The organism is Streptomyces buecherae (assembly GCF_014295035.1).
Taxonomy (GTDB): Bacteria; Actinomycetota; Actinomycetes; order Streptomycetales; family Streptomycetaceae; genus Streptomyces; species Streptomyces youssoufiensis.
On the sequence record NZ_CP060404.1, the window covers coordinates 7,504,535 to 7,529,135 of the forward strand.

Sequence of the window (24,601 nt, forward strand, 5' to 3'; positions counted from 1 at the left end):
CAACGTGGTAGGCGTACGGCCGGGGCCGTACCGCGCGATGGTCGCGAACCTCAGATGCGCAACGTCCACCTCAATCGGAGACAACAGGACTCGACCACTGTACCTCGCGGCGGCACACGCCGCCCCGGGCGACCGTGCGGGCCGTCGACTCGTCGCACGACGCGACCAACGAACCGGCTAGGGCCCCGCAGGACCGGAAGGCGCTGGCGACGCACCGCCGCCACCTGCGAAGGGCCCCGGTGGGCGACCCGGAGCTGGCCGACCAGCTCGCCGGGCTCATGGCGCGCGCCACACGCGCGAGCGTCCGACGCGCGGGCGGTGACCGTCGGTGGCTGCCACGCGGGGATCGCGGCCACCGGTGACGGGGTGACCACCACCGTGCTCCGATGACCGCCCCGCCAGGTCCGTGGGAGGGCTCGCCAGACCAGCCGCGGCCCGCCGCTGAACCCGCCCCGCCACCCGGCGAGAGCCGTTTGCCGATTCGGCAAAGCCGCTCGCGGTGCCGTCGCCGGGGCCTTGATGATCGAACCCGTGCGCACGGCAGCGGCTCAACGCGTCGCGGCCCCGCACCGTGCCCGGCGGCGTCGCGCCGTCGTGCCGGTGCGCGCACCCCGCGGCAGCGGGTTCACGTTCCACCCTCTTCGCACCGGAGGCCCCCATGGTCCAGTCCCACCCGTCGCGGCCGGTCACGCATCGGCTCGTACCTTCGCCCGCCGGCCGCACCCACGTCGCGGAGTGCGGCAGCGGACCGCTGGTGCTGCTGGTCCACGGGTTCCCCGAGTCCTGGTACTCCTGGCGCCACCAACTGCCCGCCCTCGCCGCCGCCGGCTACCGCGCCGTGGCCGTCGACGTACGCGGCTACGGCCGTTCCAGCAAGCCGTCGACCGTCGAGGAGTACCGCATGGTGGAACTCGTCGCCGACGCCGCCGCCGTCGTGGAGGGGTTGGGCGAGCGGACCGCGGTGATCGTGGGGCACGACTGGGGCGCGAACATCGCGGCCTACGCGGCGCTGCTGCGCCCCGACGTCTTCACCGCCGTCGGCATGCTCAGCGTGCCCTACGCGCCACGCGGCCCGGTCAAGCCCACCGACGCGTTCGCGGGGATTGGCGGCGACGAGGAGTTCTACGTCAGCTACTTCCAGCGCCCCGGCCGGGCCGAGGCCGAGATCGAGCCCGACGTATGGGGCTGGCTCGCCGGGTTCTACGCGGCGCTCTCGGCCGACACCATGCCCCCGGCCGACGCCCCCAGCCCGTACTTCGTCCCGCGGGGAGGGCGGATGCGGGACCGCTTCCCCGGCGACCGCGCGCCCGCCTGGCTGAGCAGCGCGGACCTGGACACGTACGCCGGCGAGTTCGAGCGCACCGGGCTGACCGGGGCGCTCTCCCGCTACCGTGCCATCGACCGCGACTGGGCCGACCTCGCCGACTGGGAGGGCGCCCCGATCACCCAGTCCGCCCTGTTCATCGGCGGCACGCGCGACGCCTCCACCACCTGGATGGCCGACGCCATCGCGGCGTTCGACCGCACGCTGCCCGCCCTGACCGCCTGCCACCTCATCGACGGCTGCGGCCACTGGGTCCAGCAGGAGCGCCCCGACGAGGTCACCCGCATGCTGCTCGACTGGCTGGGCGCGCTGCCCCCGGTGGACTGAGGCGACGGCGGGCGCGGCGGACGTCCGGCCGGCGGGCCTGCCGCTGGGCATCCGCCGCCCGACCCTCCGGGCGCGTTCGCGGGAGCGCGAGGGCGCCCGCGAACGCGCCACCGCTCAGCCGCGCCCCGGGTCCACCAGGCCCGCGCGGCGCAGCGCGTCGGCCATGGCGCCGCTGGCCGGCGCGGCGTCACGACGGGCCCCGGCGCGCTGGCCGCCACCGGAGCGGGCCCCCTGGCCGCCGCCCGTGCGGGTGCCCTGGCCCCCGCCGCCGCCCGAGCCGCGCTGCCGCTGCTGCGGGGCGCCCCGACGGGCGCCGCGCTCGGCCCGCTCGCCGTCGCGCTCACCGCCCCGGGCGGGCTCGTCGTCGAGCCGCAGCGTCAGCGAGATCCGCTTGCGCGGAACGTCCACGTCGAGCACCTTGACCCGCACGATGTCGCCCGACTTGACCACGTCATGCGGGTCCTTCACGAACGTCTTCGACATCGCCGAGACGTGCACCAGGCCGTCCTGGTGCACGCCGACGTCCACGAACGCGCCGAACGCGGCCACGTTGGTCACCACGCCCTCGAGCAACATCCCCGGCGTCAGGTCGCCGATCTTCTCGACGCCCTCCTTGAAGGTGGCCGTCTTGAACGCGGGCCGTGGGTCACGCCCCGGCTTCTCCAACTCCCTGAGGATGTCGGTCACCGTCGGCAGTCCGAAGGAGTCGTTCACGAACTCCGCCGGGTCCAGTCGGTGCAGCACCGCCGTGTTGCCGATGAGCGAGCCCACGTCGCCGCCGGCCGAGGCCACCATGCGGCGCACCACCGGATACGCCTCGGGGTGCACGCTGGAGCCGTCCAGCGGATCGTCCCCGCCACGGATGCGCAGGAAGCCCGCGCACTGCTCGTACGCCTTCGGGCCGAGCCTGGCCACGTCCTTGAGCGCCTTGCGGTTGCGGAACGGGCCGTTGGAGTCGCGGTGCGCCACGATGTTCTCGGCGAGCGAGGTGCTGATCCCGGAGACCCTGCCGAGCAGCGGGGCCGAGGCCGTGTTGACGTCCACGCCCACGCCGTTCACACAGTCCTCCACCACCGCGTCCAGCGAGCGGGAGAGCTTCACCTCGGACAGGTCGTGCTGGTACTGGCCGACGCCGATCGACTTGGGGTCGATCTTGACCAGTTCGGCGAGCGGGTCCTGGAGCCGGCGCGCGATGGACACCGCGCCGCGCAGCGACACGTCCATGCCAGGCAACTCCTGGGAGGCGAACGCCGAGGCCGAGTACACCGAAGCGCCGGCCTCGGAGACCATCACCTTGGTGAGCCGCAGCTCCGGGTGGCTGTCGCACAGCTCGCCCGCCAGCTTGTCGGTCTCGCGCGACGCCGTGCCGTTGCCGATGGCGATCAGCTCGACTTGGTGCTCCTTGGCGAGGCGGGCCAGCGTGGCGAGCGCGGCGTCCCACTTCTGCTGCGGCACGTGCGGGTAGATGGTCTCGGTGGCGGCCACCTTGCCCGTGGCGTCCACGACGGCCACCTTCACGCCCGTACGGAAGCCGGGGTCGAGGCCCATGGTCGCCCGCGTGCCCGCGGGGGCGGCCAGCAGCAGGTCGCGCAGGTTGGCCGCGAACACCCGCACCGCCTCGTCCTCCGCCGCCTGCCGCAGCCGCAGCCGCAGGTCGATGCCGAGGTGCACCAGCACCCGCGTGCGCCAGGCCCAGCGCACCGTGTCGGCCAGCCAGCCGTCGGCGGGCCGGCCGCGCTGGGCGATACCGAAGCGGCGCGCGATGATCTGCTCGTACGAACTGGGGCCCGGCTCCTCGGACGGCTCCTCCGGCTCCAGGGTGAGGTCGAGGACCTCCTCCTTCTCGCCGCGGAACATGGCCAGCACCCGGTGCGAGGGCAGCTCCGTGAACGGCTCGGCGAAGTCGAAGTAGTCGGCGAACTTCGCGCCCGCCTCCTCCTTGCCCTCGCGCACCTTCGCCGCCACCCGGCCGCGCTGCCACATGCGCTCACGCAACTCGCCGATCAGGTCCGCGTCCTCGCCGAACCGCTCGGTGAGGATGGCCCGCGCGCCGTCGAGGGCGGCAGCCGCGTCGGCGACGCCCCGGTCGGCGGCCACGAACGCCTCGGCGGCGACGCGCGGCTCCACCGACGGGTCGGCGAGCAGCCCGTCGGCCAGCGGTTCGAGCCCGGCCTCCCGGGCGATCTGCGCCTTGGTGCGCCGCTTGGGCTTGAACGGGAGATAGACGTCCTCAAGCCGCGCCTTGGAGTCGGCGGCCAGGATGCGCGCCTCCACCTCCGCGTCGAGCTTGCCCTGCGAGCGGACCGACTCCAGGATCGCCGCCCGCCGCTCCTCGAGCTCCCGCAGATAGCGCAACCGTTCCTCAAGGGCGCGCAACTGCGCGTCGTCGAGCATCTCGGTCGCTTCCTTGCGGTAGCGCGCGATGAACGGCACGGTCGAACCGCCGTCCAGCAGCTCGACGGCGGCCTTCACCTGCCGCTCCCGCACCCCAAGCTCTTCGGCGATCCGGCCTTCGATGGACGTCGTCACTTCACGCTCCGCTTTCGTCTCTGCACCGCGACCTGCATTGTGGCAGGTGGGTACGACAACGCGGCGACGGCGGACCGCTCGGCCGCCGGACGAGAGGCGGGCCGCACCCGCCGCGCGCCCGCCCCGACGCCACACCCGCCGACCCCACGGGCCGCCGCACCCCGGGCGCGGCGCGCCCCGAGCCCCGCGCCCCCGCGCTCCACACCCGCCAAGCCCCCGACCCGCCCGCGCCCGCCTATCACCCCACACCCAGCCGCATCGCCCCCCGCACCCAGCGCACCGCAGCCGCCCGGCGCGAGGGCCGGGCGGCTGCGGTCAGGCGCGTGGAGTGCGGTACTTCGCGGGCGGGGTCAGGTCGTCACCCACCGACGTGTGCTCACACCCCGCGTCGGCGTGGGCCACCACGCGACGCTCCGCCGAAGAGCCGAGCGAGCACGCGGAAGGGGAGCGTCACCACGGTGGCGATGGCGCCACCGATGGTACGCAGGACATCTGCGATGGCACGGAACACGGAATCCTCCTTGTCTGCGCCCACGATGCGCCCGCCGGGACGCCCCGTGGCTCGTGACCCCGAGTAACCCCAACCGCGGTCGGTAAACCGAATCCAGCCCGTACTCCGGCGCGCCGTACCGACTTTCGGCTCAGCCCTTGCCCAGGAAGTCGGCCGGGAACGCGCCCGCGGCCATGGCCGTCGAGGCGAAGGCCGTGGCCAGCTCCGTCAGCCGCGCCACGCCGGCCGCGCCCAGGTGCTCGTACGGCGCCCGGTCCAGCCGGTCGGTCTCGACCTCAAGCTCCTTGCGCAGCGCGGTCCCCGCCGGCGTCAACTCGCCGTCGGCCGCCAGCAACCCACGCCCGCGCAGCCGCTCCTGGGCCGCCACCCACTCCTCCTCGGACCAGCCGCGCATCGTACGGGCCCACGTGGGCGCCACGCCGAACCCGCTGGCGGTGTGCGAGACCACGGCCTCCAGGCCGTCGAGTTCCGCGGCGACGAGCACGGCCAGGTGGCCGTCGCCGCGGTGCTCGCGCAGCAGCGTCGCGGCGTGCCAGAACGCCAGGTGTGGCGCGTCGGGAAGGGCCAGGTCGGCGTGGGCCGCGTACAGCGGGCGGGCGGCCCGGCCGCACGCCTCGGTGGCGCGCAGCGCGAGTTCGGCGGCCTCGGCCATCTCCGGCGAGGCGATCACCTCAGCGCCCAGGAGCCGGCGCAGCGTGCCGTCGGCGGCGGCGAAGCGGGCCTCGATGACCGCCTCGGGCGTCGTCACGTCCCAGACGGCGGGGACGTGCTGGGCGACCCAGTCGTACTTGAAGTTGTAGAAGGTCGCGGTCACCGTGCCGGCGCCCACCCGGCCCAGCGGGGCGGACCGGGCGGCGAAGTACGCGGCGCGCTCCTTGACGCCTATCCGCCCGAGCTCGTCGGTGAACTCGGGGGCGAAGTACGTACAGGAGTGGAGGGGGTTGAGCACCTGGTGGCAGTGGCGGCCGGCGCGCTCGGGGAGTGAGGTCATGCCCGGCACGTTACCCGCAGGTAGCCGGTCGCGGGAGAGCCACGGGGCACGTCCTCAGCCCCCCGTCGCCCGCTCGCCCCGGCCCTGCCGTCGGGCGGCCGGCTCCGGCGGGTGGCCTCGACGGGGCCCCCGGCGGGTGGCCTCGCCGTCCCGCGCCCGGCCGGTGGGTCAACTGGCGGGCAGTGTCCAACTGAAGCGCGGCGCCCGGTGCTCCAGGAAGGCGGTGACGCCCTCGACGGTGTCATCGCTGGTCCGGGCCTGCTCGGTCCAGTAGGCGGTGCGCTCGGGGTCGACGGGGCCCGCGACGAACTCCTTGGCGGCGGCCTGGGTGAGCTGCGACCGGGAGGCCAGCACGCGGGCGAAGCGGGCGACCTCGTGGTCGAAGTCCTCCGGTGCGAACACCTCGTCCACCAGACCGCGCAGATGGGCCCGCTGGGCGTTGATCAACTCGGCCGAGAACAGCAACTGCTTGGCCGTGGCCGGCCCGACCAGGCTCACCAGGCGGGCCGTGGAGGAGGCGGGGTAGACGATGCCGAGCTTGGCCGGCGTGATGCCGAAGGCGCTGTCGTCGGTGGCGAAGCGCAGGTCACAGGCGGTGGCGAGCTGACAGCCGCCGCCCACGCAGTAGCCGCGCACCGCGGCGAGGGTGGGCTTGGGGAACGTCGCCAACGCCTCCTCGGCCGAGACCGCGAGGCCCTGGGCCTCCTCGCCCCGCTCGATCAGGGAGCCGATGTCCGCGCCCGCGCAGAACGTGTCCCCGTCGCCGGTCAACACCAGGGCCCGTACGTGCGGGTCCACCGTGAGCTTGTCGAGGAGTGGGGGTAGTTCGCGCCACATGTCGTAGGTCATCGCGTTGCGCTTGGCGGGATTGTGGATCATGACGGTCGCGATGCCGTCGGTGACCGAATACAGCAGGCAAGGCTCCATGCGCGGATCGTATCCGGGTGGCCGGAAGGCTACGGCGAAGATCGCATCGTCGGCTGAGTGGAAGAGATCACTTCCCCTGTCCGCGAGCCCGGGGCAAAGTCCCCAACGGCGCCTAGAGGGGGCAATTTGCCTGGTCGCGGCGGCGGAGGCGACGCGCGCGGCGGCGCACCGCGCAGGGGCCGCGCGGCGCCCCGGGCGCGGAGCGCCGTGACCGGCGGGCGCCAAGACCACCCGGATGAGTGGGGCCGGCGCCACCGGGTGACGGTGGCCTCCGCGGCGTTCGAGAGGAGCCCGCCCGGGCCGCACCACGCCCCCGTGGGGCTCATGGGGGCCGGCGCGGCGGGCCGGCCACGCCTCTACGGGGGTGTGGTTTCCGCCAGTGCGCGTGCGCCGGTGTGACGGGCAGCCGGGCGGCCGGGCAGCCGGCCGGCCGGGCGACGGTGGTGCGCGCCGTGCCGCGATCCCTCGCGCGCGCCCCGCGCCGTGCGAACCTCACCGAGGCGCGCGGGCGGCGGCCCGGCGCGCGGGGCGCCGCCGAGGCCACGGGACCCGCCCCCGGCGCCGCCGCGTCCGAACCGGCCAGCGGGCCGTCGCGGTCGCGCTGGCGACGCGGCGGTCGGGCCCCGGAAGGTGATCAACGTGTCTCGCAGGGAGCGGACAAGATGTGTCGCATGAGTGCGCGAGGGGCCCTCAACCGGTCAAAAGGTATCGATAGGCGCTGACTTGTGTTCAGTTGGCCGGTATGGCCCCGCGCATTCCCAACACTCGTCCCCAGTGTCGAGCTGCGGCGATGGGTGGGTATCGGACATGGAGATCCTCGGGAGCGTCCCGCCTGACCCAGGGCAGGCCCCGCCCCGGAGAGCCATCGCGTACGAGGGGGTCTGGCGCTTCACGGCCAAGACCGAGGAGGCGGCCGTGCCCCAGGCGCGGCACGCGGTGCGCGACCTCCTCAGGAACCAGCGCGTCCCCGTCGGTGACGACGTCCTGCAGTCCCTGCTGCTGATCGTCTCCGAGCTGGTCACCAACGCCGTCAAGCACGCGGCGCTGCTCTCACCCGAGATCGCCGTGGAGGTCTCCATCGGCCGCGCGTGGGTGCGCGTCGCGGTCGAGGACAACCACCCCTACCGACCGAAGGCCCTGGTCGCGGACCAGGGCCAGACCGGCGGTCGGGGGCTGCTGCTGGTGAAGGCGGTCGCCGACGAGGTCGGCGGCAGCTACGACGTCGAGCACACCGCCAGCGGCGGCAAGGTCGTGTGGGCCGCGCTGCCGCTCTCCTCTACCAGCCCGCCGCGGCGCCCGTGATCTCCCGGATCGTGGGCCGCGCGGTGTCCAGCACGTCCATGAACCACGCCGAGAACGTCCGCTCCGCGCGCAGCTTGTCCAACTCGTCGGGCGTGACGAACGCCGTGTCGGCGATCTCCTCCGGGTCGGGCCGCAGGTCGGTCCCGATCAGCCCCGCGAACAGGTGGTTGTACTCCTGCTCGACCAGGCCCGACGCGGGGTCCGGGTGGTTGTAGCGCACCCGGCCGGCCTCGCGCAGCAGCAGCGGGGCCGCGCCCAACTCCTCGCCGGTCCGCCGGGCGGCGGCCACGAAGGGGGGTTCGTCCGGGTACGGGTGGCCGCAGCAGGTGTTCGACCAGACGCCGGGGGAGTGGTACTTGCTCAGCGCGCGCTGCTGGAGCAGCAGCCGGCCGCGGTCGTCGAAGAGGAACACGGAGAAGGCGCGGTGCAGTTGGCCCGGCGCCTGGTGGGCGGAGAGCTTCTCCGCGGTCCCGATCGTGTTGCCGTCCTCATCGACCAGTTCGAGCATGATCGGTTGCGCAGCGGAGGCGGGCACGGATGCCGCCGCGCTGTCGGTGGAGCGGCCGTTGGCTGGTGTGGTCGGCATGTCCATCCTCGTCGTCGGGCTTCGACCACCCAGTTTGCCGTATGACAGGGGCACACGTCAGTGGCACAACTTGGCCTCGTGCGCGGCATGTCCGCTCGGCTCCAACTGGAACGTGCAGTGCTCCACGTCGAAGTGCTCGCCCAGGCAGCCCTGCAACTCGTGCAGCAACTTCTCATGGCCCACCGAATCCAGCACATCGTGACGTACGACGACATGTGCCGACAGGACGGGCATCCCCGAGGTGATCGTCCACACATGGAGGTCGTGCAGATCCTCCACGTCGGGCAGCGCCAGGATGTGCGCGCGCACCTCGGCCATGTCCACGTCCTTGGGGGCGGCCTCGAGCAGCACGTTCAGCGTCTCCTGGAACAGCTTCCAGGTGCGCGGCACGATCATCACCGCGATGACCAGCGAGGCGATGGGGTCGGCGGCCTGCCAGCCGGTCGCCATGATCACCCCGGCCGAGACCAGCACCGCCACCGAGCCCAGCGCGTCGGCGAGCACCTCGAGGAAGGCGCCGCGCACGTTGAGGCTGTCGCGCTGGCCGCGTAGCAGCAGGGACAGCGAGATCATGTTCGCGACCAGGCCGATCGCGCCGAACACCAGGGTCAGTCCGCCCTCGGTGGCGGCCGGCGTGCGGAACCTGCTGATCGCCTCGTACAGGATGTAGCCGCCGACGCCGAGCAGCAGCAGACAGTTGGCGAGCGCGGCCAGGATCTCGGCGCGCGCGTAGCCGAAGGTGCGGCGCGGGCTCGGCGGTCGGTTGGCGAAGTGGATCGCGAGCAGCGCCATGGCCAGGCCCACCGCGTCCGTGGCCATGTGCCCGGCGTCCGCGAGCAGCGCCAGCGAGCCGGCCATCAGGCCGCCCAGGATCTCCAGCACCATCACCGAGAGGGTGATGCCGAGCGCGATGCGCAGCCGCCCCCGGTAGGCGGCGGCAGCGGTGCCCGTCGCCCCGGCCGGCGGGCTCCCGTGGGAGTGCCCGTGCTGATGCCCAGCGCCCATGAAGTGCCTCCACATCGGACTCGCTCCGGCCGCCGCGGACCGGCGCCGATCTCAGTGAACGGTGCGACGGGGGGTGATTGCAACGCGGCGCTGAATACCGTTGTCATGTGCTGTGACCTGCACAGATGCGATGTGGTGAGGGCGGCGACGCGCGGCATGCGCGGCCGGCGGCGCGCCGGGCGGTCCGGCGCGGGTCGTGCCACCCGCCCAGCCGCTGGTCACCGGCGGCGCGCGGGCGCGGCCGGTGCGCTCGTCGCGCTCCGACGAGCGGTGCCACTCCGCTGTCGTCCGGCGCGCCGCGGCGCCGTGGGTGCGCCGGCGCGTCCACGGCACCGTGAGCGGTGTCTCAGCCGGTCTGACCCCGGTGGTGCTGCCAGCCCCGCCAGGCGGAGGTGACCATCTCGCGCACGTCGTGCCGGGCGGACCAGCCGAGCTCCTTGGCGATCAGCTCCGCCGAGGCCACCACCCGCGCCGGGTCGCCCGGCCGCCGGGGCGCCACCTCGGCGACCGGGCCGCCGTGCCCCGTGACCTCCGCCACCAGCTCGGCCATCTCGCGCACGGAGACGCCGTGGCCGGTGCCGACGTTCACGGTCAGGTCGCCCGGCGCGGGCCGGTCGGCCAGCCAGCGGGCGGCGGCCAGGTGCGCGTCGGCGAGGTCGGAGACGTGGATGTAGTCCCGTACGCAGGTGCCGTCCGGGGTCGGGTAGTCGTCGCCGAAGACCAGCGGGGTCCGGCCCGTGGTGACCCGGTCGAAGAACATCGGGACGATGTTGGACACCCCGGTGTCGGCGAGTTCGGGGCGGGCCGCGCCGGCCACGTTGAAGTACCGCAGGCAGGCCGTGGCGATGCCGTGCGTGCGGCCGGCGGCCCGTACCAGCCACTCGCCGGCCAGCTTGGTCTCGCCGTACGGGTTCATCGGCTGGCACGGGGTGTCCTCGGTGACCAGGTCCACATCGGGCATGCCGTAGACGGCGGCGGACGAGGAGAAGACGAGGGCGCGTACGCCGGCGGCGGCCACCGCGTCCAGCAGCATGGCCAGGCCGTGCACGTTCTCCTCGTAGTAGCGGATGGGCTGCTCGACGGACTCCGCCACCTGCTTGCGCGCCGCCAGGTGCACCACACCGGCCACCTCGTGCTCGGCCAGCACCCGGCCAAGCAGCTCCCGGTCCAGGACCGAGCCGCGGACCACGGGCACGTCCGCCGGCAGCCGGTCGGACCGGCCGGCCGTCAGGTCGTCGAGCACCACCACGCGCTCGCCCGCCGCGCGCATGGCCGCGACGACGTGCGCCCCGATGTATCCGGCACCGCCGGTGATCAGCCACATCATGTCCGCACCCTACCGACCGGAAATCGGCGGCCGGAGCGAACGGGCGTTTGGCGCGGGTAGCGGCCATCGACCATGATGATCGCGCAGACCAAGCCGTCGTTCACTCGATCCTTGAGTGAATGCGCGGTGAACGGTCGCCTTCGGTGATCCGATAGCCTCTGCCGACGCCCTGTCCGCCGCAGCCGGGTCGGAGCAGGTCACGACCGCTGCCCGGACACCGCGTGAACCGGCCATGAACCGGCGCGGCCATGCCAGTTGCCAAGGAGTGAGTTCGTCTGTCGACCGCCATTGTGACCGGTCCTCCGGTCGTCGGCCCGTCCGTCGTGGACGACCTGCGGACCCTCGGCTTCGACGTCCGCCAGGCGGCCGACGCCGCCGAGGTCGCCCGCGAACTGGCCGCCATCCCGGCGCACCAGCGCGTCGCGCTGGTCGACGCCCGCTTCGCCGGCCACCTGCACGCGCTGCGCCTGGCGCTGACCGACCCGCGCTTTCCGGCCGCCGCCGTGACCGGCGCGCTGACCGCCCAGCCGGAGGCCCGCGCCGCACTCGTGCGCGCCGCGCACGCCCGCGCCATACCCACGCGCACCGCGCCGACCGACGCGCCCCCCGCGCGGCACCCCGCCGACGCCGCCCCGACCCAGGCCGACGGCTCCGCCGCGAGCGGCCCCGACGCGGCGACCGCGGCCAACCTGCCCGACCTCATCGCCGCCGACCTGGCCGCGGCCGACGTGCCCGTGCACCGGCCCGAGCTCGGCGTCCTGGTCGCCGCCGTGCCCGCCGACGAGACGGCGCGCACCCGCGCCAGGGCGGCCGTCGCCGCCGTCGACGACGAGAAGGTGCGGCTGCGCGGCGCGGTCAAGGCCCGCGACGGCTTCGTCACCACCTTCCTCGTCAGCCCCTACTCGCGCTACATCGCCCGCTGGTGCGCCCGCCGCGGCCTGACCCCGAACCAGGTCACCACCGCGTCGCTGCTCACCGCGCTCATCGCCGCCGGTTGCGCCGCCACCGGCACCCGGCCCGGCTTCGTCGCCGCGGGCGTGCTGCTGATCGCCTCCTTCGTCCTGGACTGCACCGACGGCCAGCTCGCCCGCTACTCGCTCCAGTACTCCACGCTCGGCGCGTGGCTGGACGCCACCTTCGACCGGGCCAAGGAGTACGCGTACTACGCCGGCCTGGCCATCGGCGCCGCGCGCGGCGGCGGCAGCGACGACGTGTGGACGCTGGCGCTGGCCGCCATGGTCCTCCAGACCTGCCGACACGTCGTGGACTTCTCCTTCAACGAGGCCAACCACGACGCGACCGGCAACAACAGCCCCACCGCCGCCCTCTCCGACCGGCTCAACACCGTCGGCTGGACGGTGTGGGCCCGACGCATGGTCGTGCTGCCGATCGGCGAGCGCTGGGCCATGATCGCCGTCCTGACCGCGCTCACCACGCCCCGTATCACCTTCTACGCGCTGCTCGTCGGCTGCGCCCTGGCCGCCTGCTACACCACGGCAGGCCGGGTGCTGCGCTCGCTGAGCCGGACGGCCGTGCGCACCGACCGGGCCGCCGCCGCGCTCGCCCAGCTCGCCGATTCGGGCCCGCTGGCCGAGGCGGTCGGCCGCGGCCCCTGGCGCCGCGCGGCGCTGCTCCCGTTCGCCGCCCCGCTGCTCGCGGCCGTGGGCACAGCGGTGCTCGTCGGCTCGCTGTGGGTGGGGGAGCCGGGCACCTGGTGGCCGGTGCTCGGCGGCGCGGTGTACGCGCTCTGCGCCGGCCTGGCCGTGGCGCAGCCGCTCAAGGGCGCCCTTGACTGGCTGGTCCCGCCGCTGTTCCGGGCGGCGGAGTATGTGACGATCCTCGTGCTCGCCGCTCGCTCCGAGGTGAACGGAGCGTTGCCCGCTGCTTTCGGACTGGTGTCCGCTGTCGCCTACCATCACTACGACACGGTGTACCGCATCCGCGGCGGTACCGGCGCGCCGCCCGCCTGGCTGGTGCGGATGACGGGTGGGCACGAGGGACGCGTCCTGGTGGTCACGGTCATCGCGGCCCTGCTGCACGGCACTGGCTTCACCATCGCGCTGACGGCACTCGCAGTCGCCCTGGCGCTGGCGGTGCTCATCGAGAGCATCCGCTTCTGGGTCTCCTCCGGAGCACCCGCTGTACACGACGAATCAGGAGAACCCGCATGATCGGCCTCGTGCTGGCGGCAGGCGCCGGGCGGCGTCTGCGCCCCTACACCGACACCCTGCCCAAGGCCCTGGTGCCCGTGGACCCGGCGGGGGAGGGCACCACGACCGTGCTCGACCTCACGCTGGGCAACTTCGCCGAGGTGGGTCTCACCGACGTCGCCATCGTCGTGGGCTACCGCAAGGAAGCGGTGTACGAGCGCAAGGAGGCGCTGGAGCGCAAGTACGGCGTCCGCCTCACCCTCATCGACAACGACAAGGCCGAGGAGTGGAACAACGCCTACTCCCTGTGGTGCGCCCGTGAGGTGCTGAAGCAGGGCGCCATCCTCGCCAACGGCGACACGGTGCACCCGGTCTCCGTCGAGAAGTCGCTGCTCGCCGCGCGCGGCAAGGGCCAGAAGATCATTCTCGCGCTCGACACGGTCAAGCAGTTGGCCGACGAGGAGATGAAGGTCGTCACCGACCCGGCCAAGGGCGTCCAGAAGATCACCAAGCTGATGGACCCGGCCACGGCCAGCGGTGAGTACATCGGCGTCACGCTCATCGAGCCGGAGGCGGCCGAGGAACTGGCCGACGCGCTGAAGACCACCTTCGAGCGCGACCCCGACCTCTACTACGAGGACGGCTACCAGGAGCTGGTGAACCGCGGCTTCACCATCGACACCGCCCCCATCGGCGACGTCAAGTGGGTCGAGATCGACAACCACGACGACCTCGCCAAGGGACGTGAGATCGCGTGCCAGTACTGACCCGGCTCATCCCCTCGCCGGTCGTCGTCGACATCAGGTCGGGCGCCCTGGAGGACCTGGCCGGGCTCCTGGTCGACCAGCGGATCTCCGCCTCGGGCAAGCTCGCCATCGCCATCAGCGGCGGCTCCGGCGCGGCGCTGCGCGAGCGGTTCGCGCCGGCGCTGCCCGGCGCCTCCTGGTACGAGGTCGGCGGGGGCACGCTCGACGACGCGATCAAGCTCGCCGACGCCATGAAGTCGGGGCGCTACGACGCGGTCGTCGGCATGGGCGGCGGCAAGATCATCGACTGCGCGAAGTTCGCCGCGGCGCGGATCGGCCTGCCCCTGGTCGCCGTCGCCACGAACCTCTCGCACGACGGCCTGTGCTCGCCGGTCGCCACGCTCGACAACGACGCGGGGCGCGGCTCGTACGGCGTGCCCAACCCGATCGCCATCGTCATCGACCTGGACGTGATCCGGGAGGCCCCGATCCGCTTCGTCCGCTCGGGCGTCGGCGACGTGATCTCCAACATCTCCGCGGTCGCGGACTGGGAGCTGTCGCACCGCGAGACCGGCGAGCAGATCGACGGCCTGGCCGCGGCCATGGCCCGGCAGGCGGGCGAGGCGGTGCTGCGGCACCCCGGCGGCTGCGGCGACGACGAGTTCCTGACGGTGCTGGCCGAGGGCCTGGTGCTGACCGGGATCTCGATGTCGGTGGCCGGCGACAGCCGCCCCGCGTCGGGCGCCTGTCACGAGATCAACCACGCGTTCGACCTGCTCTACCCCAAGCGCGCCGCCTCGCATGGCGAGCAGTGCGGCCTCGGCGCCGCCTTCGCCATGTACCTGCGGGGCGCGCACGAGATGTCGGCCGTGATGGTCGACGTCCTCAAGCGGCACGGACTGCCCGTGCTGCCCAGCGAGATCGGCTTCACCACCGACGAGTTCGTCACGGCAGTGGAGTACGCGCCGCAGACCCGCCCAGGGCGCTACACGATCTTGGAGCACCTGGGGCTCTCCACCGACGAGATCAGGGACGCATACGCCGACTATGCCAAAACCGTCAGTAGCTGAACTCCGTCCGGTCGTCCACCCCGAGGGTGTCAAGGACCGGCGCAGCGGTGAGCACTGGGCCGGACGCCTGTACATGCGAGAGATCTCGCTGCGGTGCGACCCGTACCTGGTGAACACCAGGATCACGCCCAACCAGCTCACCTACCTGATGGTGGTGGCCGGCATCCTGGCCGGCGCGGCGCTGCTGGTGCCGGGGCTGACCGGGGCACTGCTCGGTGCCGTGCTCATCCAGCTCTACCTGCTGCTCGACTGCGTGGACGGCGAGGTCGCCCGCTGGCGGGGACAGACCTCGATCACCGGGGTCTACCTGGACCGGGTCGGCCACTACCTCTGCGAGGCGGCGCTGCTGGTCGGCTTCGGCGTCCGGGCGGCCGACGTCTTCCACCAGGAGGGCGACTCGACCAACTGGATGTGGGCCTTCCTCGGCACGCTGGCCGCCCTCGGCGCGATCCTGATCAAGGCCGAGACCGACCTGGTCGACGTGGCCCGGGCGCGCAGCGGACTGCCCGCGGTCAAGGACGAGGCCGCCACGCCGCGCTCCTCGGGGATCGCGCTGGCCCGCAAGGCCGCCGCCGCGCTGAAGTTCCACCGGCTGGTCGGCGGCGTCGAGGCGTCGCTGGTCATCCTGCTGGTCGCGCTCCTGGACCTGACGCGGGGCGACCTGTTCTTCACGCGCCTCGGGGTCGCGGTGCTCGCGGCCATCGCCATCGTGCAGACCCTGCTGCACCTGGTGTCCATCCTCGCCTCCAGCAGGCTCAAGTGAGCGCCGGTTCCGGGCTCTCCGTCGGCGCGGTCGTCCTGACCATGGGCAACCGCCCCGACGAGCTGCGGGCCCTGCTCGACTCGGTCGCCCGGCAGCACGGCGACCCGGTCCAGGTGGTCGTGGTGGGCAACGGTTCGCCGCTGCCACCGCTGCCGGCCGGCGTGCGCACCGTGGAGCTGCCGGAGAACGTCGGCATCCCCGCCGGCCGCAACGTGGGCATCGAGGCGTTCGGGCCCGGCGGCCGGGACGTGGACGTCCTGCTCTTCCTCGACGACGACGGGCTGCTGGCCGGCGACGACACGGCCGAGCTGTGCCGTACGGCCTTCGCCGCCGACCCCGCGCTCGGCATCATCAGCTTCCGCATCGCCGACCCGGACACCGGCGTGACCCAGCGCCGCCACGTGCCCCGGCTGCGCGCCTCCGACCCGATGCGCTCCTCGCGGGTGACCACCTTCCTCGGTGGCGCCAACGCGGTGCGCACCCGCGTCTTCGCCGAGGTCGGGGGGTTGCCCGACGAGTTCTTCTACGCGCACGAGGAGACCGACCTCGCCTGGCGGGCGCTGGACGCGGGTTGGATGATCGATTACCGGTCAGACCTGGTGCTCTTCCATCCGACGACCGCCCCGAGCCGGCACGCGGTCTACCACCGGATGGTGGCCCGGAACCGGGTGTGGCTGGCCCGCCGGAACCTGCCGCTCCCGCTGGTGCCCGCTTATCTGGCGGTATGGATGCTGCTCACGTTGGCCAGGAGGCCGTCGGGGCCGGCGTTGCGCGCGTGGTTCGGCGGTTTCAAGGAAGGCTGGACGACGCCGTGCGGTCCGCGACGGCCGATGAAGTGGCGTACGGTATGGCGCCTGACCCGGCTGGGCCGACCTCCTGTGATCTGAGAAGCTCTGGTCTGAGAGCATCGGGCGCGATCCTGGGCACGGCCCCGGCAGCGCACCTTGAGGATGAAAGTGTCAACTGTGAGCGAGACTACGCACGACAGTGTGGTCGCCATGACTTCCCCACCATCCCCCGACGACGGGCTCACCCCCGCCGAGCTCGCCCAGAAGTACGGGCTGTCGGTCAGCGGTGCCCGGGTGGGGCTTGGCGAGTATGTCAGGGAGTTGTGGGGGAGGCGCCACTTCATCTTGGCCTTCTCCCAGGCCAAGCTCACCGCGCAGTACAGCCAGGCGAAGCTCGGTCAGCTCTGGCAGGTGGCGACTCCGCTGCTGAACGCGCTGGTGTACTTCCTCATCTTCGGCCTGATCATGGGCGGCCGCGGCAACATGGACAACCACGACTACATCCCGTTCCTGGTCACGGGCGTCTTCGTGTTCACCTTCACCCAGACGTCGGCGCTCGCCGGTGTCCGGGCGATCTCGGGCAACCTCGGGCTGGTGCGGGCGCTGCACTTCCCCCGGGCCGCGCTGCCCATCTCCTTCTCGCTCCAGCAGCTCCAGCAGCTCCTGTTCTCGATGATCGTCCTGGCCATGGTGCTGGTCGGGTTCGGGCACTACCCCAGCCCGTCCTGGGTGCTGATCGTCCCGGTGCTGGCCCTGCAGTTCGTCTTCAACACCGGGCTCGCCATGGTCATGGCCCGGCTCGGCAGCAAGACCCCCGACCTGGCGCAGTTGCTGCCGTTCATCACCCGGACCTGGCTGTACGCCTCCGGCGTGATGTACAGCATCCCGGACATGCTCGCGAAGAAGGACGTCCCCGAGTGGCTGGACGACCTGCTGCTGTCCAACCCGGCGTCGGTCTACATCGACCTGATGCGCTACGCCCTCATGGACGACTACTCCGCCTCCAACCTGCCGCCGCACGTGTGGCTGCTGGCCCTCGGCTGGGCCCTGCTGGTCGGCATCGGTGGATTCCTGTTTTTCTGGAAGGCAGAGGAGCAGTACGGCCGTGGCTGAGCGAACCCCCGAGCAGACCCCCAAGGACCCGCGTCCCACCGTCATCGCGGACGACGTGCACATCGTCTACCGCGTCAACGGCGGCGCCCGTGGCAAGGGCAGCGCCACCGCCGCGCTCAGCCGCATACTCCGCCGCACCGCCTCGCCCGGCATGCGCGAGGTGCACGCCGTGCGCGGCGTCACCTTCGTCGCCCGCCGGGGCGAGTCGATCGGCCTGATCGGCTCGAACGGCTCGGGAAAGTCCACGCTCCTCAAGGCCGTGGCGGGCCTGCTGCCCACCGAGCGCGGCCACGTCTACACCGACGGCCAGCCCTCCCTGCTCGGCGTGAACGCGGCCATGATGAACGACCTCACCGGCGAGCGGAACGTCATTCTCGGCGGTCTGGCGATGGGTATGACGCGCGAGCAGGTCCGTGAGCGGTACGACGAGATCGTGGACTTCTCCGGCATCAACGAGAAGGGCGATTTCGTCACGCTGCCGATGCGCACCTACTCCTCCGGCATGGCGGCCCGACTGCGCTTCTCCATCGCCGCCGCCAAGGACCACGACGTGCTGATGATCGACGAGGCGCTGGCGACCGGCGACCGCACGTTCCAGAAGCGCTCCGAGGCCCGCATCCGCGAACTACGCAAGGACGCCGGCACGGTCTTCCTGGTCAGCCACAACAACCGGTCGATCCGCGACACCTGCGACCGCGTCCTGTGGCTGGAGAAGGGCGAGCTGCTCATGGACGGTCCGACCGACGAGGTCATCAAGGCGTACGAGAAGGAGACGGGCCGGTAGCCCCGCCGTCCCCGCACACCGCCCGCCCCGCGTCCACACGCCGGGCGGGCGTTTTCTTGTGGTGTTTCCCGGGTCCGCCGAGGTCGCCACCCGTACAATTCATTGCCGCTTTATGAATTGGCCTGTACCACATTTCGCGAAACCGGTGTCGAGTATTCAGCGAGCCGAAGTGGAGGGCGCGCGGCGAGGCGCGTGCGCTATCACTTTTCGTACGCTGTGTTGTGTGTGCGATCGTGTGCCCGTAGGGTGCTGCCGCGCTGATCCTCGCGATCTTTCCCGGATTTCCGGGGCGAGCATTTTCGGTGCGATGTGTTCCATAGTGCGGCCGGGTGGGAGCGGTCGGGGCGGTGAATTGGGGGCCGTCGACCCGCGCGTGGCGCGCGGGGTGGCGCCGCGCGGCGGGCTTTGCGTGACCGGCCGGTTGCCGTGGGTGCTGACGAGTTCGGACGTGGGGCGTGCTCGCACGCGTGTGGATCGCACGCGAAAACGCCGGGCATAGGGAGGGCGTGTGTCGCAAGAGGTAGTACCTGTCGCACCATATTCGCGTCGTGAACGACTGCGGATCGCGACCATTCAGGAGATCAAGGATGTGGCGCGGGAGTTTCTCGTGCAGGACGGTCCGGGCAATGTAACGATCCGCGCCATTGCCCGCGAAATGGGCATGACGGCGCCCGCCGTGTATCGCTACTTCACCAGTCGGGACGAGCTGATCCAGGCGATACGTCGCGACATCTTCGGCGAGATGGGGGGCCATCTGCGCGCGGTGATCGAGGCCATTCCGGAGCGCGAGCCCGCCGTCGAACTGCTGGCGTCCGGGCGCGCGCTGCGCCGCTGGGCCATCGAGCACCCGCACGAGTTCGGCCTCATCCTCGGCCCGTGGGGGCCTAGCGAGGGCAGGCAGGCGGGCCAGGCCGAGCGCGAGGCGAGCTGGGCGTTCGGGTCGCTGTTCGCCGGCCTGATATCGGAGTTGTGGCGCACCCGCGGCTTCCCCGCCCCCGACCCGGACTCCCTCGACCCCGAACTGGTGGCACAGCTCACGGCGCTGCGTCAGGAGTACCAGGTCGAGCTGCCGGTGGAGGCCCTGGCCATCATGGTCCGCTGCTGGGTGCGGCTGTACGGCGTGATCTCGATGGACGCGCTGGGCCACCTGGCGTTCGCCCTCCCCAACGGCGACGCCTTCTTCGAGCGCGAACTCCAGGACCTGGCCGCCGTCCTGGGCATCGAGGAGTTCTACGCGGCCGACCAGCCGGTGGCCCGCTGACCCCGCCGTGCGCGCCGGCCCGTCGCGTCGGGCCGGCCAGCGGCCGGGAGGCCGCGCCGCGCCGCTCCACCCGCGCCCGACAGGGCCCGGCCGTCGCGGGACCCCCGAGCTGACGGGGCACCGCTCGGCTCCGCGTACGCTGTACTGATGACCATCCGGACTATGGCGGACACGTGTCCGGCCCCCCGTTCGGGGGTCCGGAGCCCATCCCCCGCGACCTGGGGCGCGGCGTGTCCGCGTCGTGCCGTGACTGACATGCGGTGTAGAACGGGGGATGTGACGGCATTGGCCACGCGGCCCCTACCCAGTGCCCCCGCAGGCCCCGGCGCCCCTGCCCCCTGTGGTGGCGCTGTACGCGCCCGTACGCCTGGCTGTCTCCGGTGACCCTGGAAGACGAGCGCAGCCGGTCCCACCCCACCCCGCGAGCCTGGCCGGAGCAGCAGGCGCGCGCGGTGCTCGACAAGGCAGCGCACGAGAACTTTCCCGTCGCCCCCTTCTTCCTCCCGCGCGCCTGGCGCGACGACCTCATGGCCGTGTACGGGTACGCCCGACTCGTCGACGACATCGGCGACGGCGACCTCGCGCCGGGCGGTGGGGACGCCGTGCTGCTCGGCCTCGACCGGTCCCAGGCCCACGACACCACCGCGCTGCTCGACGCGTTCGAGGCCGACCTGCGCCGGGTCTTCGACGACCGGGCGGAGCCGCCCCGACACCCGTTGCTGCGCGCGCTGCGCCCCACCGTGCGCCGGTGCGGACTCGGCCCGGGCCCCTTCCTCGGCCTCATCGAGGCCAACCGGCAGGACCAGCGGGTGCGTCGGTACGCCAGCTACCAGGAACTGCTCGACTACTGCGAGCTGTCCGCCAACCCGGTGGGCCGTCTGGTCCTGGCCATCACCGGGACGGCGACGCCCGAGCGCGTGCGGCGCTCGGACGCGATCTGCACCGCGTTGCAGATCATCGAGCACCTTCAGGACGTCGTCGAGGACCTCGGCCGGGACCGGATCTACCTGCCCGCCGAGGACATGCGGCGCTTCGGCGTGACGGAGGCGGACCTGCGGGCCCGGACGGCCAGCGCACCGGTGCGCGCGCTGATCGCGTTCGAGGCCCGTCGCGCCCATGACCTGCTGAACGAGGGCTCTCCGCTGGTGAGCAGCGTCCACGGCCGGCTCAGGCTGCTGCTCGCCGGCTTCGTGGGCGGCGGGCGGGCCGCCCTGAAAGCGGTCGTGCGCGCCGACCACGACGTGTTCCCCGCACCCCCCAAGCCCACCAAGCTCAGCCAACTGCGCGAGGTCGCGGCGACACTGCGAGGAGAGGGGTGACCCAGGAAGTGGAAGGACCTTCGCCTACCCCCGCACCGGTGACGGCGGCGTACCGCTACTGCGAGGCCGTGACCGGCCAGCAGGCCCGTAACTTCGCGTACGGCATCCGACTGCTGCCCCCGGACAAGCGGCGGGCGATGTCCGCGCTGTACGCCTTCTCGCGCCGGGTGGACGACATCGGCGACGGCGCCCTGAGCGCGTCGGCCAAGGCAGACCGGCTGGAGAGCACCCGCGAACTGCTGCGCCGGATCGCGGACGGCGCGGTGGAGCAGGACGACACCGACCCGGTGGCCGTCGCCCTCACCGACGCCGCGCGCCGCTTCCCGATCCCGCTCGGCGGACTCGACGAGCTGATCGACGGCGTGCTGATGGACGTCCGCGGCGAGAGCTACGAGACGTGGGACGAGCTGCGGGTCTACTGCCGGTGCGTGGCCGGTGCCATCGGCCGCCTCTCGCTCGGCGTCTTCGGCACGGTGCCCGGGGCCCCCGGCGCCGAGCGCGCCGCCGAGTACGCCGACACGCTGGGGCTGGCCCTCCAACTCACCAACATCCTGCGGGACGTTCGGGAGGACGCGGCCAACGGGCGCACCTACCTGCCGTCCGACGACCTGGCCAAGTTCGGCTGCTCGGCGGGGTTCCGCGGCGCCACGCCGCCGGCCGGCGCCGACTTCACGGGCCTGGTGCACTTCGAGGCCCGGCGCGCGCGGGCGCTGTTCGCCGAGGGCTACCGGCTCCTGCCGCTGCTCGACCGGCGCAGCGGCGCGTGCGTGGCCGCCATGGCCGGCATCTACCGCAGACTCCTTGAGCGCATCGCCAGGGACCCCGCGGCCGTGTTGCACGGCCGCGTCTCGCTGCCCGGGAGGGAGAAGGCGTACGTCGCCGTGCGCGGCCTGGCCGGTGTCGACGCGCGCACCGTGAACCGGCGGGTCGGCGGGGGGCGCAGGTGATGGTCCCCGCGCCCGTGCCGCACGCCGGTCGGCCCCCGCGCACGCTGGGAGATCAGTACGTTCGCGCGACCCGGCGTGAGAGCCCCGCCGGCCGGGCAACCCTACGGGGCGTCGCGGCGTCCCCCGTCGCAGCCGGGGAACGGTCGCGGCGCCGGCCGCCCGCGGCCTGGAGCGGCGAGAACCGGCCGCCAGCGGCCCGAGCGGTCGCGAGGCGGAACCCGTACACAGCCGAGCAGCAGCAGCCGAGCACAGCCGAGAAAGGGGCGCACGATGGCAGCGAGCACGCACCCTGAGCACCCGACCCGCGCGGGCCGGACCGCCATCGTCGTCGGGGGAGGGCTCGCGGGCATCACCTCCGCCCTCGCCCTGGCCGACGCCGGGCTGCGGGTGACCCTGCTCGAAGGCCGGCCCCGGCTGGGCGGCGCCGCGTTCTCCTTCCGCCGCCCCTCGCCCGCCGGCGAACTCACCATCGACAACGGCCAACACGTCTACCTGCGGTGCTGCACCGCCTACGGCTGGTTCCTGGACCGCGTCGGCGCCCGCCACCTGGCCCCGCTGCAGGACCGGCTCGACGTGCCCGTGCTCGACGTCGGCCGCGCCGAGCCGCGGCTCGGGCGGCTGCGCCGCACCGCGCTCCCGGTGCCGCTGCACCTGGCCGCCACCCTGGCCACCTACCCGCACCTGTCACCCCTGGAGCGGGCGGCCGTCGGCCGGGCCGCGCTCGCCCTGAAGTCACTGGACCCGCACGACCCGGCCCTGGACGGCATCAACTTCGGGGACTGGCTGCGCAGCAAGGGCCAGTCCGCGCGCGCCATCCAGGCGGTGTGGGATGTCGTCGCCGTGGCGACCCTCAACGCCCGCTCCGCGCAGTGCTCCCTCGGCCTGGCCACCATGGTCTTCAAGACCGGGCTGCTCACCAAGCCCGGCCACGCCGACATCGGCATCCCCCGGGTGCCGCTCGGCGAGCTGCACGACACCAGGGCCCGCGCCACGCTGGAGGCGGCGGGCGTGCGCGTCGAGTTGCGCAGCCGAGTCACCGGCATCGGTCGCGAGGCGGACGGCGGTTGGGGCGTCGAGGTGGAGACCGCGCCGCACGCGGGCACCCGGCTCACCGCCGACACGGTCGTCCTGGCCCTGCCCCAGCAGGAGGCGCACGGACTGCTGCCGGCCGGAGCGCTGGACGACCCCGGCCGGCTGCTGAAGATCGGCACCGCGCCCATCCTGAACCTGCACGTCGTCTACGACCGCACGGTGCTGCGCCGCCCCTTCTTCGTGGCCATCGGCACCCCCGTGCAGTGGGTCTTCGACCGCACCGACACCTCGGGCCTGACCGAGGGCCAGTACCTGGCGGTCTCCCAGTCCGCCGCCCACGACGACATCGACCAGCCCGTGGCCCGGCTGCGCGAGCGCTACCTGCCCGAGTTGGCCCGCCTGCTGCCCGCCGCCCGCGGCGCGACCGTGCGGGACTTCTTCGTCACCCGGGAGCGCACGGCGACCTTCGCTCCCGCGCCGGGCGTCGGCCGACTGCGCCCGCCCGCCACCACGAACGCGCCCGGCCTGTACCTGGCCGGCGCGTGGACCGCCACCGGCTGGCCAGCGACCATGGAGAGCGCGGTGCGCAGCGGGCTGACCGCGGCCGGCGCGGCGCTCTCCGAGCTCGGCCGCCCGCACCGCAGCCCGCTGCGGGAGGCGGTATGAGCACTGTGACCGGAAACAGAGGAGAGACCGTGACTCCGGCCATCCCCGTCGAGACCGCGAACGTCAGCGCCATGCTGGCCCGCGGGCGCACCCTGGTGACGCCCGTGCTGCGCGAGGTCGTCGACAGGCTCGCCCCGCCCATGAACTCCGTCGCCGCCTACCACTTCGGTTGGATCGACGCCGACGGCAACCCCTCGGCCGCCGACGGTGGCAAGGCGGTGCGCCCCGCGCTCGCCCTGCTCTCCGCCGAGGCCGCGGGCGCGGCCCCCGAGGTCGGCCTGCCCGGCGCGGTCGCGGTCGAGCTCGTGCACAACTTCTCGCTGCTGCACGACGACCTGATGGACGGCGACGAGCAGCGCCGCCACCGCGACACCGTGTGGAAGGTGCACGGCCCCGACCAGGCCGTCCTGGTGGGCGACGCGCTGTTCGCGCTGGCCAACGAGGTCCTGCTGGAGCTGGGCACGGTGGACGCCGGCCGCGCGACCAGGCGGCTGACCATCGCCACCCGCCGCCTCATCGACGGGCAGGCCCAGGACATCTCGTACGAGCAGCGCGGGCGGGTCAACGTCCAGGAGTGCCTGGACATGGAGGGCAACAAGACCGGGGCTCTGCTGGCCTGTTCGGTCTCCATCGGCGCGGTGCTCGGTGGCGCCGACGACCGGATGGCCGACACGTTGGAGACGTACGGCTACCACCTCGGGCTCGCCTTCCAGGCCGTCGACGACCTGCTCGGCATCTGGGGCGACCCGGTGGCCACCGGCAAGCGGCCCTGGAGCGACCTGCGTCAGCGCAAGAAGTCCCTGCCCGTCGTCGCCGCGCTGGCCGCCGGCGGGCCCGCCTCCGAGCGGCTGGCCCGCATTCTGGCGGCCGACGCGAGTCATGACGGGAAAACGGATGACATCGCTGACTTCGATGAGGAAGAGTTCGCTAGCCGAGCGGCGTTGATCGAGGAGGCTGGCGGTCGCGAGTGGACCTCCCAGGAAGCTCGTCGGCAGCACGCCACCGCCGTCGCGGCGCTGCACGAGGTGGACATGCCCGCTGCGGTACGAGCGCAACTGGTGGCGCTCGCCGACTTCGTCGTCGTACGAGAGGGATGACCTGCCCATGAGACACGGGGGCTGGCAGGAGTATCC

The 24,601-nt window shown here is 73.0% G+C and carries 21 protein-coding genes; 14 read left to right on the plus strand and 7 right to left on the minus strand.

Annotation, left to right across the window (positions count from 1 at the left end; genetic code table 11):
- Window positions 1–658 precede the first annotated feature (658 nt).
- Complete coding sequence (locus H7H31_RS30005; RefSeq protein ID WP_187061924.1) at window positions 659–1,651, plus strand: alpha/beta fold hydrolase; 993 nt, start codon at window positions 659–661, stop codon at window positions 1,649–1,651.
- Window positions 1,652–1,765: 114 nt separating this feature from the next.
- On the opposite strand, the gene H7H31_RS30010 is transcribed toward H7H31_RS30005, so the two are convergent.
- From H7H31_RS30010 to H7H31_RS30020, 4 genes are all read right to left on the minus strand, one after another.
- On the minus strand, window positions 1,766–4,180 hold the full coding sequence (locus H7H31_RS30010) for a Tex family protein (RefSeq protein ID WP_187061925.1): 2,415 nt from the start codon (window positions 4,178–4,180) through the stop codon (window positions 1,766–1,768).
- Window positions 4,181–4,556: 376 nt separating this feature from the next.
- Window positions 4,557–4,691: an LPFR motif small protein gene (locus H7H31_RS34690; RefSeq protein WP_269475463.1), complete on the minus strand. Its 135-nt coding sequence runs from the start codon at window positions 4,689–4,691 to the stop codon at window positions 4,557–4,559.
- A 130-nt stretch (window positions 4,692–4,821) separates the two neighbouring features.
- Window positions 4,822–5,682, minus strand: coding sequence for an SCO6745 family protein (locus H7H31_RS30015; protein WP_187064916.1), 861 nt, complete (start codon window positions 5,680–5,682; stop codon window positions 4,822–4,824).
- A gap of 168 nt (window positions 5,683–5,850) precedes the next feature.
- Entirely contained in the window at window positions 5,851–6,609 is a 759-nt protein-coding gene (locus tag H7H31_RS30020) for an enoyl-CoA hydratase/isomerase family protein (protein WP_187064917.1), read from the minus strand.
- Between the two features lie 807 nt (window positions 6,610–7,416).
- Here H7H31_RS30020 and H7H31_RS30025 point away from each other — a divergent pair.
- Window positions 7,417–7,911: an ATP-binding protein gene (locus H7H31_RS30025; RefSeq protein WP_187064918.1), complete on the plus strand. Its 495-nt coding sequence runs from the start codon at window positions 7,417–7,419 to the stop codon at window positions 7,909–7,911.
- Here H7H31_RS30025 and idi read toward each other — a convergent pair.
- The 3 genes from idi to galE form a co-directional block, all read right to left on the minus strand.
- Entirely contained in the window at window positions 7,886–8,497 is a 612-nt protein-coding gene (gene idi / locus H7H31_RS30030) for an isopentenyl-diphosphate Delta-isomerase (RefSeq protein WP_187064919.1), read from the minus strand. The two genes, H7H31_RS30025 and idi, sit on opposite strands and share 26 nt — an antisense overlap.
- Before the next feature lie 57 nt (window positions 8,498–8,554).
- Complete coding sequence (locus tag H7H31_RS30035) at window positions 8,555–9,502, minus strand: cation diffusion facilitator family transporter (protein WP_187064920.1); 948 nt, start codon at window positions 9,500–9,502, stop codon at window positions 8,555–8,557.
- 346 nt (window positions 9,503–9,848) lie between these two features.
- On the minus strand, window positions 9,849–10,829 hold the full coding sequence (gene galE, locus H7H31_RS30040) for a UDP-glucose 4-epimerase GalE (RefSeq protein WP_187064921.1): 981 nt from the start codon (window positions 10,827–10,829) through the stop codon (window positions 9,849–9,851).
- 275 nt (window positions 10,830–11,104) lie between these two features.
- On the opposite strand from galE, the gene H7H31_RS30045 reads away from it, so the two are divergent.
- The 12 genes from H7H31_RS30045 to H7H31_RS30100 all read left to right on the plus strand — a co-directional run bounded on the left by H7H31_RS30045 (window position 11,105) and on the right by H7H31_RS30100 (window position 24,565).
- Window positions 11,105–13,000: a DUF5941 domain-containing protein gene (locus H7H31_RS30045; RefSeq protein ID WP_187064950.1), complete on the plus strand. Its 1,896-nt coding sequence runs from the start codon at window positions 11,105–11,107 to the stop codon at window positions 12,998–13,000.
- A complete protein-coding gene (locus H7H31_RS30050) occupies window positions 12,997–13,746 on the plus strand; it encodes a phosphocholine cytidylyltransferase family protein (RefSeq protein ID WP_187064922.1) in 750 nt (249 codons plus the stop codon). The genes H7H31_RS30045 and H7H31_RS30050 overlap by 4 nt, the downstream gene beginning before the upstream one ends.
- Entirely contained in the window at window positions 13,734–14,795 is a 1,062-nt protein-coding gene (locus H7H31_RS30055) for an iron-containing alcohol dehydrogenase family protein (RefSeq protein ID WP_187064923.1), read from the plus strand. The genes H7H31_RS30050 and H7H31_RS30055 overlap by 13 nt, the downstream gene beginning before the upstream one ends.
- Window positions 14,773–15,558 (plus strand): CDP-alcohol phosphatidyltransferase family protein, encoded by a 786-nt coding sequence (locus tag H7H31_RS30060; RefSeq protein WP_187064924.1) that lies wholly within the window; start codon window positions 14,773–14,775, stop codon window positions 15,556–15,558. Before H7H31_RS30055 ends, H7H31_RS30060 begins: the two co-directional genes overlap by 23 nt.
- 41 nt (window positions 15,559–15,599) lie before the next feature.
- A complete protein-coding gene (locus H7H31_RS30065; RefSeq protein ID WP_187064951.1) occupies window positions 15,600–16,445 on the plus strand; it encodes a glycosyltransferase family 2 protein in 846 nt (281 codons plus the stop codon).
- A 78-nt stretch (window positions 16,446–16,523) separates the two neighbouring features.
- Window positions 16,524–17,459, plus strand: a complete 936-nt coding sequence (locus H7H31_RS30070; RefSeq protein ID WP_187064925.1) for an ABC transporter permease — start codon at window positions 16,524–16,526, stop codon at window positions 17,457–17,459.
- Window positions 17,452–18,243 (plus strand): ABC transporter ATP-binding protein, encoded by a 792-nt coding sequence (locus tag H7H31_RS30075; protein ID WP_187064926.1) that lies wholly within the window; start codon window positions 17,452–17,454, stop codon window positions 18,241–18,243. The genes H7H31_RS30070 and H7H31_RS30075 overlap by 8 nt, the downstream gene beginning before the upstream one ends.
- Before the next feature lie 589 nt (window positions 18,244–18,832).
- Window positions 18,833–19,504 carry a TetR/AcrR family transcriptional regulator gene (locus tag H7H31_RS30080; RefSeq protein ID WP_372455967.1) on the plus strand — a complete coding sequence of 224 codons (672 nt, stop codon included), beginning with the start codon at window positions 18,833–18,835 and terminating at the stop codon, window positions 19,502–19,504.
- Between the two features lie 452 nt (window positions 19,505–19,956).
- Entirely contained in the window at window positions 19,957–20,823 is an 867-nt protein-coding gene (gene hpnC, locus H7H31_RS30085) for a squalene synthase HpnC (RefSeq protein ID WP_187064952.1), read from the plus strand.
- A complete protein-coding gene (gene hpnD, locus H7H31_RS30090; protein WP_187064928.1) occupies window positions 20,820–21,770 on the plus strand; it encodes a presqualene diphosphate synthase HpnD in 951 nt (316 codons plus the stop codon). The genes hpnC and hpnD overlap by 4 nt, the downstream gene beginning before the upstream one ends.
- Before the next feature lie 270 nt (window positions 21,771–22,040).
- Complete coding sequence (gene hpnE, locus H7H31_RS30095) at window positions 22,041–23,468, plus strand: hydroxysqualene dehydroxylase HpnE (protein WP_187064929.1); 1,428 nt, start codon at window positions 22,041–22,043, stop codon at window positions 23,466–23,468.
- A complete protein-coding gene (locus H7H31_RS30100; RefSeq protein WP_187064930.1) occupies window positions 23,465–24,565 on the plus strand; it encodes a polyprenyl synthetase family protein in 1,101 nt (366 codons plus the stop codon). Before hpnE ends, H7H31_RS30100 begins: the two co-directional genes overlap by 4 nt.
- The last annotated feature ends 36 nt before the right edge of the window (window positions 24,566–24,601 follow it).

Bases quoted from the DNA above. Each gene is read 5' to 3' on its own strand.
- H7H31_RS30065 (WP_187064951.1), top strand. From the start codon at position 15,600: ATGGGCAACCGCCCCGACGAGCTGCGGGCCCTGCTCGACTCGGTCGCC.
- H7H31_RS30100 (WP_187064930.1), top strand. From the start codon at position 23,465: ATGAGCACTGTGACCGGAAACAGAGGAGAGACCGTGACTCCGGCCATC.
- H7H31_RS30005 (WP_187061924.1), top strand. From the start codon at position 659: ATGGTCCAGTCCCACCCGTCGCGGCCGGTCACGCATCGGCTCGTACCT.
- idi (WP_187064919.1), bottom strand. From the start codon at position 8,497: ATGCCGACCACACCAGCCAACGGCCGCTCCACCGACAGCGCGGCGGCA.
- H7H31_RS30060 (WP_187064924.1), top strand. From the start codon at position 14,773: ATGCCAAAACCGTCAGTAGCTGAACTCCGTCCGGTCGTCCACCCCGAG.
- H7H31_RS30015 (WP_187064916.1), bottom strand. From the start codon at position 5,682: ATGACCTCACTCCCCGAGCGCGCCGGCCGCCACTGCCACCAGGTGCTC.
- H7H31_RS30035 (WP_187064920.1), bottom strand. From the start codon at position 9,502: ATGGGCGCTGGGCATCAGCACGGGCACTCCCACGGGAGCCCGCCGGCC.
- H7H31_RS30025 (WP_187064918.1), top strand. From the start codon at position 7,417: ATGGAGATCCTCGGGAGCGTCCCGCCTGACCCAGGGCAGGCCCCGCCC.
- H7H31_RS30020 (WP_187064917.1), bottom strand. From the start codon at position 6,609: ATGGAGCCTTGCCTGCTGTATTCGGTCACCGACGGCATCGCGACCGTC.
- hpnE (WP_187064929.1), top strand. From the start codon at position 22,041: ATGGCAGCGAGCACGCACCCTGAGCACCCGACCCGCGCGGGCCGGACC.
- galE (WP_187064921.1), bottom strand. From the start codon at position 10,829: ATGATGTGGCTGATCACCGGCGGTGCCGGATACATCGGGGCGCACGTC.
- H7H31_RS30050 (WP_187064922.1), top strand. From the start codon at position 12,997: ATGATCGGCCTCGTGCTGGCGGCAGGCGCCGGGCGGCGTCTGCGCCCC.